This is a genomic window from Lactonifactor sp. BIOML-A5 (assembly GCF_009677585.1).
GTDB lineage: Bacteria > Bacillota > Clostridia > Lachnospirales > Lachnospiraceae > Lactonifactor.
The window spans coordinates 141828-155354 of sequence record NZ_WKYV01000007.1; the positions used below are offsets into that span (position 1 = coordinate 141828).

The following is a 13527-nucleotide window of genomic DNA, read 5'->3' on the forward strand; positions in this document are numbered from 1 at the left end:
GCCGGGATTTTTTGTCGTTTTGTCCCGACGGAATGTTGTTGACATTCTGTACTTGCATGGTACAATGAGTACGTAACATAAATGTAACAATTTTAAAACAAACGTAACAAAGGAGGCTTTATAAAAAGTATTATGCACAGAAAAGGACGTAATTTACTGGGAGCCATGTCTGTACTGGTGCTTCTGGGCGTTTCCTCTGAAAGCATCTGGGCAGATCCTCCCGCAGGGTACCAGGAATCTCAGGGCGAAACGAGTGAGACTGTGTCTGATACAAAGGATAAAGAGTATGGAATTGCTGATGTAAATACAAATCTGAATATAAGAAGCGGCGGAGGGATGGAGTATTCTGTTATTGGAAAGCTCCCAAGGGATGCCGTTTGTATCATAGAAGGAGAGGAGAATGGGTGGGCTTGTATCGTCTCGGGAGATGTACGGGGATACGTGTCAAGCAGATATCTCCTCACCGGAGAGACAGCCAGAGAGTATGCGGAAGAGGGGCAGGAAGAGAATTTGACCTATGCCCACTGGATTGGCAGCGGGGCTGAAACGGCCGGTGCCGGGAGGGATCACACTGACTCTGAGACTACAGAACCGGCCAAAGAAACACCCGATCCCGAAGAAGAAGCTGGTGTTCCGGAAGAGACTTCCTCCCAATTGGAAGAGGAAGTAAGTATTCCGGAAGAAGAAACAAGTATTTCCCAAGAGGAGATAACAGATCCGGCTGAGGAAGAGCCTGCGGCGGAAACTGCAGGTGTGGCTGAAGCCTCTGAGAGTATCCGATCCCAGATGGTGGAGTTCGCTGAACAATTTTTGGGCAATCCCTATGTGTGGGGCGGGACAAGCCTTACTGACGGTGCGGACTGTTCCGGTTTTGTACAGAGTATTTATGCCAATTTTGGATATTCACTGCCCCGTGTATCCAGGGATCAGGCACAGACCGGAACCAGAATCTCCATTGAGGAGGCCCAGCCCGGAGACCTTATTTTTTATGCCAGGGACGGTGAAATTTATCATGTGGTTATGTATATTGGAGATGGCCAGGTGATCCATGCAAGCAGCAGGGAAACCGGAATTAAAATCTCGAATATATACTATGACAATGCTGTCTGGGCGGTAAGAATTCTGGATGAATAGAGAGAAAAACAGTTTACAATGGAAATGCCTTGTGTTATACTATGAAGGTGTGAAAATAGCCCTGATTCAGAAATTGGACACTCCGACCGTTTCTTAATCTGAGGCGATTATAATGATTAAGGAGGAAGCACAACATGATTTCAAAAGAAAAGAAACAGGCAATTATGGCAGAGTATGCAAGAACACCGGGTGACACAGGTTCACCAGAGGTTCAGATCGCAGTTTTAACTGCAAGAATCCAGGAGCTTACAGAGCATTTAAAAGAGCACCATAAAGACCATCACTCCAGAAGAGGACTTCTGAAAATGGTAGGTCAGAGACGTGGATTACTTGCTTATTTAAAGAAGACTGATATTGAAAGATACCGTGCTTTAATTGAAAAATTAGGAATCAGAAAATAATCAGGCATTTAAGGGGCGGAGTTATCCGCCCTGTTTTGCGGTAGTAAGAACTTTGCCGAGACCACTGAAAAGGACATTTTACGAAATGTATTTTTCAGTTGTTTCGGAGTCTTCTACCAGCACAAGAAAAGGAGAATATATTTATGTATAAGAGTTTTTCAATGGAACTGGCTGGAAGAACCCTGACAGTTGATGTGAACCGTGTGGCAAAACAGGCAAACGGAGCAGTGATGATGCATTATGGAGACACCACCGTGCTTTCTACCGCAACTGCCTCAGAAAAGCCCAGGGACGGGATTGATTTCTTCCCGTTAAGTGTAGAATATGAAGAAAAGTTATATGCCGTGGGCAAGATTCCGGGCGGATTTAATAAAAGAGAAGGGAAGGCCAGTGAGCATGCAATTCTTACCTCACGTGTAATTGACCGTCCCATGCGTCCTTTATTTCCAAAGGATTACCGCAACGATGTAACTTTGAATAACCTGGTGCTTTCGGTAGACCCTGACTGTAATCCGGAGCTTCCGGCAATGCTTGGATCTGCAATTGCCACCTGTATCTCCGATATTCCTTTCGACGGTCCCTGTGCTATGACACAGCTGGGGCTGGTAGACGGAGAGTTTGTGGTGAATCCAAACAACGCCCAGAGAGCTGTATCCGATCTGGCGCTTACTGTGGCGTCAACCAGGGAAAAAGTCATCATGATAGAGGCCGGAGCCAATGAAGTTCCGGAAGATAAGATGATCGAGGCTATTTTTAAATGCCATGAGGTGAATCAGGAAGTTATCAAGTTTATTGATACCATTGTGGCGGAATGCGGAAAAGAAAAGCACACATATGAGAGCTGTGCAGTTCCTGAAGAACTGTTTGCTGCAATCAGGGAACGGGTGACTCCTGAAGAGATGGAGGAAGCAGTATTTACAGATGACAAGCAGACAAGGGAAGGCAACATCAGTGTGATTAAGGATAAGCTGGCGGAGGCCTTTGCTGAGAATGAGGAGTGGCTCAATCTTTTGGATGATGCTGTGTATCAGTATCAGAAAAAGACAGTCCGCAAGATGATTTTGAAGGATCAAAAGCGTCCGGACGGCAGAGGGATTACGGAAATACGTCCTCTGGCAGCGGAAGTAGACCTGATTCCAAGAGTTCACGGTTCCGCTATGTTTACCCGGGGACAGACACAAATCTGCACCATTACCACACTGGCGCCTTTGGCTGAAGCCCAGAGAATCGACGGGCTGGACGTGGACGAGACCTCAAAAAGATATATGCACCACTACAATTTCCCGTCATACTCAGTAGGGGAGACGAAACCGTCCAGAGGACCGGGACGCCGGGAAATCGGCCATGGAGCGCTTGCAGAGAGAGCTCTGATTCCGGTACTGCCTCCTGTAGACGAGTTTCCGTATGCGATCCGTACGGTTTCCGAAACTTTTGAATCCAACGGTTCCACCTCACAGGCAAGTATCTGTGCATCTACCATGTCCCTGATGGCGGCAGGTGTCCCCATCAAAAAGCCGGTAGCCGGTATCTCCACCGGTCTGGTAACCGGGGATTCAGATGATGATTATCTGGTGCTGACGGATATCCAGGGTCTGGAAGACTTTTTTGGTGATATGGACTTCAAGGTGGCAGGTACCCATGACGGTATCACTGCGATTCAGATGGATATTAAGATTCATGGACTCACAAGACCGATTATAGAGGAAGCTATCGCGAAGACGAAGGCAGCCAGAGAATATATTCTCACAGAAGTTATGGAGCCGTGCATCAGCAAGCCCAGAGAGAGCGTAGGGCCTTATGCTCCTAAGATCATGCAGATTCAGATCGATCCCTCCAAGATTGGCGATGTGGTAGGCCAGAGGGGTAAGACAATCAATACCATTATCGAGGAGACAGGCGTTAAAATTGATATTGATGATGATGGATCCGTATCTGTATGCGGCGTAGATCAGGAGAGCATGGAAAAAGCCATGGACATGATCAAAATCATCACTACAGACTTTGAGGCCGGACAGATTTTTGTAGGCAAGGTAGTCAGTATTAAGGAATTTGGTGCATTCCTGGAATTTGCTCCGGGAAAAGAAGGTATGGTTCATATTTCCAAGATATCCAAACAACGCATCAACCGGGTGGAAGATGAGCTGACCCTGGGAGATATGGTAAAAGTTATCTGCCTTGGGAAAGATAAGATGGGAAGAATCAGCTTCAGTATGAAGGATGTTCCGGAAGAAGAAAAGTAAAGGTTGCAGATCAGGACGGGGGAAAGCGTATTTTCTCCGTCCTTTTTAGACAGCGGCAGAGAAAAGGAGAATACACATGAAGAAAATTGCAAAATTCCACAAAGTAAGCTGGGAACAATTTCTGAAGGACTGGAAAGATACCTTTGGGGAAAAGTATAACGAAGAAGAGATAAGAGAGATCTACAGCAGCATATCCCTTCCCAAAAGAGCTACCAGGGGATCTGCGGGCTATGATTTCTATACGCCGGTGAGTGTAACTGTAAAGCCAGGGGAAACCGTAAAAATACCCACAGGTATCCGTGCGGAAATGGAGCCGGAATGGGTTCTGAAATGTTACCCCAGAAGCGGTCTGGGTTTTAAGTTCCGCATGCAGCTGAATAATACCGTTGGGATTATTGACAGCGATTACTTTTACTCAGAAAATGAAGGGCATATTTTTTCTAAGATTACTAATGATTCCAGAGAAGGAAAGACCATAGAGCTGAACGCAGGAAGCGGATTTATGCAGGGGATCTTTGTAGAATACGGAATTACCGTTGATGATGATGCCTGTGAGGTACGAAACGGCGGCTTTGGCAGCACCGACAGGTAAGAAAGAAACCGCAGACTGATAAAAAATCCTCTTTGCATTCTATGAAAAATGTGGTAGAATAGTTTGATAGCCAAAGTATCTAGTTTTTAAAACCAGATACTTACAGTGTGGATGAACTAGGAGGATTTATTTATGATAGTAGAACCAAAGGTGAGAGAGTATATTTGCACTACCGCCCACCCGGCGGGATGCGGGGAAAATGTAAAGCGGCAGATTCGGTACGTTAAGGAGAAGGGCAGGATGGATGGTCCCAAAAAGGTATTGGTCATCGGAGCTTCTACAGGATACGGCCTTGCTTCCAGAATTACAGCGGCATTCGGGTGCGGAGCGTCTACTTTGGGGATCATGTTTGAAAAACCGTCTAACGGAAAGCGTACAGCAACCCCCGGCTGGTATAATACAGCAGCTTTTGAGAAAAACGCCCGAAAGGAAGGTCTGTATGCCAGGTCTGTCAACGGTGACGCGTTTTCACAGGAGATAAAAGAAAAGGCAATTGACATAATCAGAAAAGACCTGGGAAAAGTAGATATGGTGATCTACAGTCTTGCGGCACCCCGCAGGACCACTTTGGACGGTACGGTCTATTCTTCCGTGTTAAGGACTACCGGCCGCCCGTTTACAAATAAAAGCCTGGATCTGCGAAATAACACCATCGGGGAAAAGACGGTAGAACCTGCGACCCCGGAAGAGATGGAAGGAACTATAAAGGTTATGGGAGGGGAGGACTGGAAAGACTGGATAGAAGCGCTGACCGGAGCTGATGTATTGGAAAAAGGAGCGATTACGGTTGCTTATTCCTATATAGGGCCTGCGCTTACCTATCCCATGTATTCTGACGGTACCATCGGACAGGCCAAGAAGCATCTGATGCACACTGCGGTAGAAATAAACCGGGAGTATCCTGGGGTGAACGCATATATATCAGTCAATAAGGCTCTGGTTACCCAGGCAAGCTCTGCCATTCCCATTGTGCCTCTGTATTTTGCTATTCTCTATAAGGTAATGAAAGAACAGGGGATCCACGAAGATTGTATTCAGCAGATTAGCCGTCTTTTTCATGATAAGCTGCTCTCAGATCCCGTAAATATGGATGAGGAGTACAAGATCCGTATGGATGACTGGGAACTGAAGGCAGAGATCCAGGAAGAGGTTATGAAATGCTGGGAGAATATTACCACAGAGAATGTGGAGGAGCTGTCAGATATAAAAGGATATTGGGAGGACTTCTACCATATGTTCGGGTTCCATTTTGATAACATTGACTATAGTCAGGATGTTGAGATAGAAGTTCCTATCCCAAGTCTGGAAGCATAAGACCTTTATCATAGGCATAAAAATAGAAAGCTGCTTATCTGACAGCTTTCTATTTTTATGCCTATGATTCTGTACTGCCTGCATCCTCTTTCAGATTAGACATAAACTCATCAAATGCCTCTGCAGCAGCCATGTATTCATCATTTCTCTCGATATTTTCAATTACAGGCTGATCCCCATCTTCTGAGAAGCGGAAAAGATATACATCGCCGTTGGTATTCTTGCCGTTTTCATCCAGGGGAAGAAGGGCAATGTATTCCTGGTCGTTGACGTCGAATGTGGTAAGTACTGCACATTCCAGCTCCGTATCGTCCTCCAGTGTCAGCTTTATGGTAGGGTTGGGCACTCTGGGAACAGAGCCGCAGCCGCCTCCGCAGGAAGCGCAGTCACTGGGATCACAGCCGCCCATAAATTTTTCGTCGCTCATGATGATACCTCTCTTTAGAAATTATTGTAGCAGTAAGGTGCTACAATAGATACTCTAACAGATTAAGGAGGGGATTGCAATACTTCCAGCTTAATATACAGGACTTTACATACACAAAACTAATTGCTTTTTTTTTCTCCCCCCTCTATAATAACAGAAGAGGAGATGGGAGGAATCATACGTGAAGAAGGATGTTGCGCACACTTTAAAACGTGCGGACAAGTTAAACGTTATTTTAATCGGAGAAGGGCTTCTGGTAGGTATTACAGGGGGAGGGATCGCTTTGTTATACCGCATTATGCTCAGCTATGCCGGAAAAGCTTTGAACTGGGTGCTGGATTTTGCCAGGGGTGTGCCCTTGAGGATGATTTTGTGGTTGGTGGTTCTTGCTGCGCTGGCTTACATTGTGGGACGGCTGGTGAAGTGGGAGCCTTTGATATCTGGGAGCGGGATTCCTCAGTTAGAGGGAGAGATGACAGGAAAGCTGGAGCAGACCTGGTGGCGGGTGATGATTGCGAAGCTGGCCGGTGGATGTTTGGCTCTTCTGGGCGGGCTGTCTCTTGGGCGGGAAGGCCCTTCTATTCAGCTGGGAGCTATGGCTGGAAAAGGAATCTCCAGGCTGTTAGACCGGGGAAAGACAGAGGAAAAGTTTCTTCTGACCTGCGGAGCAAGTGCAGGGCTTTCCGCAGCCTTTCATGCTCCGCTGGCAGGGGTAATGTTCTCCCTGGAGGAGGTCCATAAAAACTTTTCCGTGTCTGTATTGGTATCTGTTATGACGGCTTCTCTGACGGCGGATTTTATGGCATCCCACGTTCTGGGACTTGACCCTGTGTTTCAGTTTGATATTGGGCGGGAGCTTCCGCTGAAATATTACTGGGTGATTATATTACTGGGAATACTTTTAGGGGTGCTGGGCGCCTTTTATAATTATGTGACACTGAAGGTTCAGGAGCTATATCAGAGGCCAAAGTGTCTGAATGAGTCTGCCAGACTGCTGATTCCGTTTCTGATGGCAGGTGTTTTAGGATTCACTATGCCTGAGGTGCTGGGAAGCGGTCATGAGCTTGTGGAAATGATTACTCATGAGAACATGGTGCTGGACACTGTGCTTGTGCTTTTAGGGATGAAGTTTTTATTTTCTGCCATAAGTTTTGGCTCCGGAGCGCCTGGAGGAATCTTTTTTCCGCTTCTGGTTTTAGGGGCTTTTATAGGCGGTGCCTTTGGGATTGCCGGGGCAGAGTTTTTTGGCCTGGAGGCGGAATACATTAATAATTTTATCCTTTTGGCTATGGCGGGGTATTTTACAGCAATTGTCAGAGCACCTCTGACAGGAATTATTCTTATATTTGAAATGACAGGGACTGTAGATCAGATGCTGTCCCTTTCTTTGGTTTCTATTGTGGCCTATATCGTGGCAACCTTACTGCGCTCCACCCCAATATATGAGAGTCTTTTGGAGCGCCTTTTAGAGAAGAGGGGAATTCAGACCCCAAAAACCATGGGGCAGAAGGTTTTATCAGAATATGTAGTGATGCACGGTTCAGAGATCAACGGACAGCTGGTGAGAGAGATTCCGCTGCCTGAGAATTGTCTTCTGGTCGCAATTCAAAGGGGAGGGAAGGAAATCATTCCCAAGGGCAAGACCAGAGTATTTGCAAGTGATACACTTATTACCATGACAGATGAGAGAGATGCCGGAACAGTCCACGACAAGATGGAGAAGCTGTGTTCTGAAGAATAAAGTATAGAGGGAAAGAGGGAAAAGGCTTGAAGAGAAGAGAAAACGAGGCTGAAATCAGAGTATTACCAGGCAATCCCAGAATATTAGGCGTGTACAGAGCAAAAAACGGCTATAATTTTGCAAGTGTCATCCCGGATGAAAAGGAGGCAAGTCTTTTGCTGTATGAGAAGAACAGCGGAAGGCTTATACAAGAGATTCCCCTGCCCCCCAAAGAAAGGACTGGGGAGGTGGCGGCTGTCTTTATAGAGCAATTCCGTCCCAGAGAGATGGAGTACAATTATAAAATAGACGGTGAGATCCGTCAGGACCCCAGGGCTGCACTGCTCACAGGCAGAGAAGTTTTCGGCGCTGCTGTGGATCACAAGAATCCACACAGCCTTCGGTGCGGTGTGCTGGAGGGGAAATTCTTGTGGGAAAAGGAAGAACGGCCCGCAATATCTTTGTCAGAAATGATTTTGTATAAATTACATGTGAGGGGATATACCAGCCATAAAAATTCAAAGGTAAGACAAAAAGGGACCTTTCAGGGGGTGGAGAAAAAGATACCGTACCTGAAGGAACTGGGGATTACCTCTGTGGAACTCATGCCATGCTATGAGTTTGATGAAATAATGGTGAAGGACGGGATTCCTGCCGCATATGCTTATGAACATAAGGATGCTGCAAAGGTGAACTGCTGGGGATATACGGATAAGGCATTTTACTTTGCACCCAAGGCGTCTTACTGTGCAACCGGAAGGCCGGCCAGAGAATTTATGGAGATGGTAAGAGCCTTTCACCAGGCGGGTATTGAGTGCATTATGGAATTTTATTTTACTGGAGAGATCTCTTCCCTTGAGGTGCTGGATATTCTGAGGTACTGGAAAACGGTATATCATATTGACGGATTCCATCTGGTGGGGGACACCAGGGCGCAGGATTATATTACAGAAGATCCGCTGCTGGCAGATACCAAACTCTTTTTTGCTGGGGTGGATGCCCAGAAATTATATAAAAACAAAACTCCTCATTTCCGTCGTCTGGCGGAATATAATGAGTGGAGCCGTCAGGTGTTTAGACGTTTTCTGAAAGGGGACGAGGATATGCTGGGGGCTTTTACCTACTGTACCAGAAGAAACCCGGATACCCATGGAGTTGTGAATTACATGAGTATTCAGGACGGGTTTACTATGGCAGATGCAGTAGCATATGATATAAAACACAACGAGGAGAACGGTGAGAAAAACAGGGACGGCATGAATTATAATTACAGCTGGAACTGCGGCATCGAAGGCCCCACCAGAAGGCAGAGCATCAAAACTCTCAGAAAACAGCAGATCAAAAACAGTTTTCTGTTTCTGCTTCTGAGCCAGGGCATTCCTCTGATTTACCAGGGAGATGAAATCGGCAATTCCCAGAATGGAAACAACAATGCCTATTGTCAGGACAACGAAGTGGGATGGGTAGACTGGAGCGGTCTGCGCCGGAATGGGGAACTGCTGGAATTTGTGAAAAAAAGTATTGCGTTCCGGGTATCCCATCCTGTGCTGCATATGCCAGGAGAACTTCGGTGCATGGATTACAAATCGTATGGGAGCCCGGATGTTTCCTATCACAGCCAGAAGGCCTGGTTTGCAGAACTGGATAATAATTTCCGCCATGTGGGAGTGATGTACAACGGAAAATATGCCGAGGATTCTGCGGGGGTTTCTGACACATGGATCTATATTGCATATAATATGCATTGGCTGGAGCATGAGTTTGCCCTGCCGCATCTTCCGGGAAATGGAAAATGGCGGGTTGCTATAGATACAGGGAAAAATGAAAATGCCGGCTTCTATGAGGAAATGGAAGAACCTCCGGTGAAAGACCAAAAAGGGATTAAAGTATCCCCGAGAACAATTATTGTACTGGTGGGAAAGTAGGAGATGTAAGAGCGTATGCATGCATGGGCACATTTTAAGACAATTACAAAACATAAATTGATGGTAATGAGGTACTGCTTCCGCATTGGCCTCTATAAACAAGGGCTGCTGCACGATTTGTCTAAATATTCATGGACGGAGTTCAGGGTGGGATGCAGGTATTACCAGGGAGACCGCAGTCCTAATAATGCGGAGCGGGAGGCTACCGGAATGTCAACCTCCTGGATGCACCACTATGGGAGAAATAAGCATCACTTTGAGCACTGGGTGGATTATGGAGTAAACTGCAAGACCGTGATTGCAGGGGTGCCCATGCCCAGAAAATATATTGCTGAGATGGTTATGGACCGGATCAGCGCATCCAGAACCTATTCTCCGGAAACCTACACCGATCAGGCGCCGCTGAAGTATTTTATGGCCGGGAAAGAAAAATTGTGGTTTGTCCACGAGAAAACCAACCAGGATCTGGAGAGACTTCTGCGCATGCTGGCCAGAGAGGGAGAAGTGAAAACCCTTCGTTATATTAAGCATGTATATCTGAAAGAGGAAAAACATCCCCAGAAAGCTTTTAAAACAGAGACATATTGACAAATGCCAGAAATCATCATATACTTTGATAGTCAAAATAAATGAGCGAGATAATATAAAAGTATAGGTGGATAATAGAATGGCTACGAGGATAATAGGAACCGGAAGTGCGCTTCCGAAGACAATAGTGACAAATGATGATCTTTCTAAAGTAGTGGAGACAAGTGATGAGTGGATCTCTTCCCGCACCGGCATTCGCGCCAGAAGGATCGCCAAAGACGAAACGACTGTCAGTCTGGCGGCCGAGGCAGCTCTGAATGCGCTGAAAAACAGTCACAAACATCCGGAGGAGATACAGCTTGTAATTGCCGCAACCTGTTCTCCAGACTATTTTTTCCCCAGCACAGCCTGTTGTGTCATGAGAGAGCTGGGAATTCCGGAAGCGGCTGCCTTCGATCTCAGTGCTGCCTGCTCCGGCTTCCTTTTTGCACTGAATACGGCACATGCGTATCTGGAGAGCGGGATGTACCAAAATGCCCTTGTCATCGGTACAGAGACAATCTCCAAGCTGATTGACTGGGAAGACAGAGGCACTTGTGTGCTTTTTGGAGACGGAGCCGGCGCTGCTGTAGTGGAAAAGGACAGCACAGGTCTTCTGTCTGTAGTCCAGCATGCAGACGGGGGGAAATCCCAGGTTCTCACCTGCCGGAACCGCACAGTCCGCAATCTGCTGGTGCCGGAGGAACTGCCCCGGGAATATATTACTATGGAAGGCCAGGAGGTATTCAAGTTTGCAGTAAAAAAAGTACCTGAGTGCATCCGCCAGGTTCTGGAGCAGTCAGGTACCGGAATAGATGAGGTAAAATATTTTGTGCTTCATCAGGCAAACAGCCGGATCATTCAATCCGTGGCAAAACGTCTCGGGGCAGGGGAAGACAAGTTCCCCATGAACCTGCAGTCCACCGGCAATACTTCAGCGGCCAGCATCCCCCTCCTTCTGGATGAAATGAATCAGAGGGGAATGCTGAAGCGGGGTGATAAGATCATACTCTCCGGCTTCGGAGCCGGACTCACCTGGGGAGCCGATTTACTGGTCTGGTAAGAGTTCCTGTCCTTTGCAGGCTGTAAACACCGCAACCGAACGGCAGCCCAGAACAAACGTATTCTCTATATAAACCATATCTTTCGGATTCCAGGCCACACAGGAATCTTCTGTATCAGCTGCCGTATTTGCCGCCAGATACCATCCGTAGGGAGGGGGCAGCTTCGGCAGCTGAATCGTAATATCCTCCCAATACACATTAATTCCCAGGTAGACAATATCATCGGTATCCGGACGCTCGCCCTGGCTGGCATACATAACGCCCATTGCTTTTGTGTCAGGAGTAATTCCTGAATCAAAGGGCACTGCTGTGTGCAGGCTGATAAAGGGGAAACCAAATGAACAGGGTCCTTTTCCTCCGCGGATGGAAACGTGCTTTTTTCGAAAGCGGATCATAAACCGGAAAAAGTTAAAAAGCTCCCTGTTGGCATCCAGATCCCTCCAATTGATCCAGGAAATCTCATTGTCCTGACAATAGGGGTTGTTGTTGCCCATGGAGGAATTGCCGAACTCGTCACCGGCAAGAAACATAGGCGTTCCCCGGCTGCACATTAAGACGGCACAGGCGTTTTTGATGAGCCGCTTTCGGAGGGTACAGACGGCGGGATCTGAAGTCGGACCTTCACATCCGCAGTTCCAGCTGCGGTTGTCATCTGTACCGTCTGTATTATCCCACCCGTTTGCCTCGTTATGCTTTTGATTATAGGAATAGAGGTCGTGCAGGGTAAAGCCGTCATGACAGGTGATAAAATTTATGGAGGAGTTATATCCCCGGTACTGTCCGTTATATAAGTCCGGGGAGCCTGTGATTCTCTTAGCTGCCTCTGGGGCCATCCAGTAGTCTCCTTTTAAAAAGCTGCGGAGATCGTCCCGGTACTTGCCGTTCCATTCAGCCCACCGCTTCCAGGAGGGAAAGTTGCCTACCTGATAGAGCCCTCCGGCGTCCCATGCCTCTGCGATAAGTTTTACATTGCCGAGAATGGGGTCAAAGGCCAGTGTCTGGAGAAGGGGAGGCTTATTCATAGGGCTTCCGTCTTCATTACGCCCCAAAATGCTTGCCAGATCGAAGCGGAAGCCATCCACCCTATAGACTGTCACCCAATAGCGGAGGCATTCCAGAATCATCTGCTGGACTATGGGATGATTGCAGTTTAAGGTATTGCCGCAGCCGCTGAAGTTGTAATAGTGTCCGTCAGGGGTAAGCATATAATAAATATTATTGTCGAAGCCCTTAAAGGAGAAGAAAGGACCATCCTCATTCCCCTCCGCTGTGTGGTTGAATACCACATCCAGGATTACCTCGATGCCGTTTTTGTGGAGGGCTTTTATCAGAGATTTCAGCTCATGTCCTTCATAATTATATTCCTTCTGGGAGGAATAGCTGGTGTTGGGGGCGAAGAAGCTCACCGAATTGTATCCCCAGTAATCCAGGAGAGTGTTCCCTTTCACCTCTCTTTTTCCCATAGTCTCGTCAAATTCAAATATGGGCATCAGTTCCACCGCAGTAATGCCCAGCTGCTTCAGATAAGGGATTTTTTCCATGAGTCCGGCAAAAGTTCCGGGGTGACGGACCTGAGAGCTGGAATCTTTGGTAAAGCCTCTGACATGGAGCTCGTAAATTACCAGATCCTGCATGGGAAGAAGGGGCTGGCGGGCGTTTCCCCAGTCAAAGTTATTTTTGACGACTCTTGCATGGTAGGCAGAACCGGGGATAGGCTTGCTGCCCCAAACGCTCTGCCCGGTTACTGCTTTCGCATAGGGATCCAGAAGGGGTTTTGTTTTGTCAAACAATAACCCTTTTTTAGGGTCCCGGGGACCATCCAGCCGGTAGGCGTATTCGAATTCTCCGATATCCAGGCCGAAGACCAGCATAGAATAAACATTGCCTATTTTATAATTGTCCGGAAATTTGAGTACGGCGTAGGGCTCTGAGGCTTCCCGTTTGTAAAGCAGAAGTTCACAGGAAACCGCTGAGTGGGAATGGACCGTAAAGTTCACAGCTCCCGGCAGAGAGGTGGCTCCGTTAATCTCAAAAAATCCGGGACGAACCCGAAATCCCTGGACAGTGTCCAGGGGCATCAGAGGATCGTCGGGGATCAGCGGCAGCAGTAAAGGGATATTTTTCATAAGGGTGCTCCTTTCTA

The 13527-nt window shown here is 47.3% G+C and carries 11 protein-coding genes; 9 read left to right on the plus strand and 2 right to left on the minus strand.

The features are described from left to right. Positions 1-132 precede the first annotated feature (132 nt). The 5 genes from GKG41_RS07965 to fabV all read left to right on the plus strand — a co-directional run bounded on the left by GKG41_RS07965 (position 133) and on the right by fabV (position 5681). Positions 133-1134 carry an SH3 domain-containing C40 family peptidase gene (locus GKG41_RS07965; RefSeq protein ID WP_154258002.1) on the plus strand — a complete coding sequence of 334 codons (1002 nt, stop codon included), beginning with the start codon at positions 133-135 and terminating at the stop codon, positions 1132-1134. Positions 1135-1268: 134 nt separating this feature from the next. Then, positions 1269-1535 carry a 30S ribosomal protein S15 gene (gene rpsO / locus GKG41_RS07970; protein ID WP_072850127.1) on the plus strand — a complete coding sequence of 89 codons (267 nt, stop codon included), beginning with the start codon at positions 1269-1271 and terminating at the stop codon, positions 1533-1535. Between the two features lie 143 nt (positions 1536-1678). Next, positions 1679-3775, plus strand: coding sequence for a polyribonucleotide nucleotidyltransferase (locus GKG41_RS07975; RefSeq protein ID WP_154258003.1), 2097 nt, complete (start codon positions 1679-1681; stop codon positions 3773-3775). A 76-nt stretch (positions 3776-3851) separates the two neighbouring features. Then, positions 3852-4367, plus strand: a complete 516-nt coding sequence (locus GKG41_RS07980; protein ID WP_154258004.1) for a deoxyuridine 5'-triphosphate nucleotidohydrolase — start codon at positions 3852-3854, stop codon at positions 4365-4367. Positions 4368-4499: 132 nt separating this feature from the next. Beyond that, positions 4500-5681 (plus strand): enoyl-ACP reductase FabV, encoded by a 1182-nt coding sequence (fabV, locus tag GKG41_RS07985; protein WP_154258005.1) that lies wholly within the window; start codon positions 4500-4502, stop codon positions 5679-5681. 61 nt (positions 5682-5742) lie between these two features. On the opposite strand, the gene GKG41_RS07990 is transcribed toward fabV, so the two are convergent. Continuing rightward, positions 5743-6108, minus strand: coding sequence for a DUF1292 domain-containing protein (locus GKG41_RS07990; protein WP_072850120.1), 366 nt, complete (start codon positions 6106-6108; stop codon positions 5743-5745). 181 nt (positions 6109-6289) lie between these two features. On the opposite strand from GKG41_RS07990, the gene GKG41_RS07995 reads away from it, so the two are divergent. The 4 genes from GKG41_RS07995 (at position 6290) to GKG41_RS08010 (ending at position 11383) form a co-directional block, all read left to right on the plus strand. Next, complete coding sequence (locus tag GKG41_RS07995; RefSeq protein ID WP_347563281.1) at positions 6290-7849, plus strand: ClC family H(+)/Cl(-) exchange transporter; 1560 nt, start codon at positions 6290-6292, stop codon at positions 7847-7849. A gap of 26 nt (positions 7850-7875) precedes the next feature. Continuing rightward, a complete protein-coding gene (locus GKG41_RS08000; RefSeq protein ID WP_154258006.1) occupies positions 7876-9753 on the plus strand; it encodes a hypothetical protein in 1878 nt (625 codons plus the stop codon). A 15-nt stretch (positions 9754-9768) separates the two neighbouring features. Beyond that, complete coding sequence (locus GKG41_RS08005; protein WP_154258007.1) at positions 9769-10341, plus strand: DUF5662 family protein; 573 nt, start codon at positions 9769-9771, stop codon at positions 10339-10341. Positions 10342-10420: 79 nt separating this feature from the next. Beyond that, complete coding sequence (locus GKG41_RS08010) at positions 10421-11383, plus strand: beta-ketoacyl-ACP synthase III (protein WP_154258008.1); 963 nt, start codon at positions 10421-10423, stop codon at positions 11381-11383. Here GKG41_RS08010 and GKG41_RS08015 read toward each other — a convergent pair. Then, positions 11369-13510 (minus strand): alpha-amylase family glycosyl hydrolase, encoded by a 2142-nt coding sequence (locus GKG41_RS08015; protein WP_154258009.1) that lies wholly within the window; start codon positions 13508-13510, stop codon positions 11369-11371. The genes GKG41_RS08010 and GKG41_RS08015 overlap by 15 nt on opposite strands. Positions 13511-13527 lie beyond the last annotated feature (17 nt).

Excerpts from the sequence above, each read along its gene's own strand:
- GKG41_RS07965 (WP_154258002.1), top strand. The coding sequence starts at position 133 with ATGCACAGAAAAGGACGTAATTTACTGGGAGCCATGTCTGTACTGGTG.
- GKG41_RS07980 (WP_154258004.1), top strand. The coding sequence starts at position 3,852 with ATGAAGAAAATTGCAAAATTCCACAAAGTAAGCTGGGAACAATTTCTG.
- GKG41_RS08015 (WP_154258009.1), bottom strand. The coding sequence starts at position 13,510 with ATGAAAAATATCCCTTTACTGCTGCCGCTGATCCCCGACGATCCTCTG.
- GKG41_RS07990 (WP_072850120.1), bottom strand. The coding sequence starts at position 6,108 with ATGAGCGACGAAAAATTTATGGGCGGCTGTGATCCCAGTGACTGCGCT.
- GKG41_RS07975 (WP_154258003.1), top strand. The coding sequence starts at position 1,679 with ATGTATAAGAGTTTTTCAATGGAACTGGCTGGAAGAACCCTGACAGTT.
- rpsO (WP_072850127.1), top strand. The coding sequence starts at position 1,269 with ATGATTTCAAAAGAAAAGAAACAGGCAATTATGGCAGAGTATGCAAGA.
- GKG41_RS08010 (WP_154258008.1), top strand. The coding sequence starts at position 10,421 with ATGGCTACGAGGATAATAGGAACCGGAAGTGCGCTTCCGAAGACAATA.
- GKG41_RS08005 (WP_154258007.1), top strand. The coding sequence starts at position 9,769 with ATGCATGCATGGGCACATTTTAAGACAATTACAAAACATAAATTGATG.
- fabV (WP_154258005.1), top strand. The coding sequence starts at position 4,500 with ATGATAGTAGAACCAAAGGTGAGAGAGTATATTTGCACTACCGCCCAC.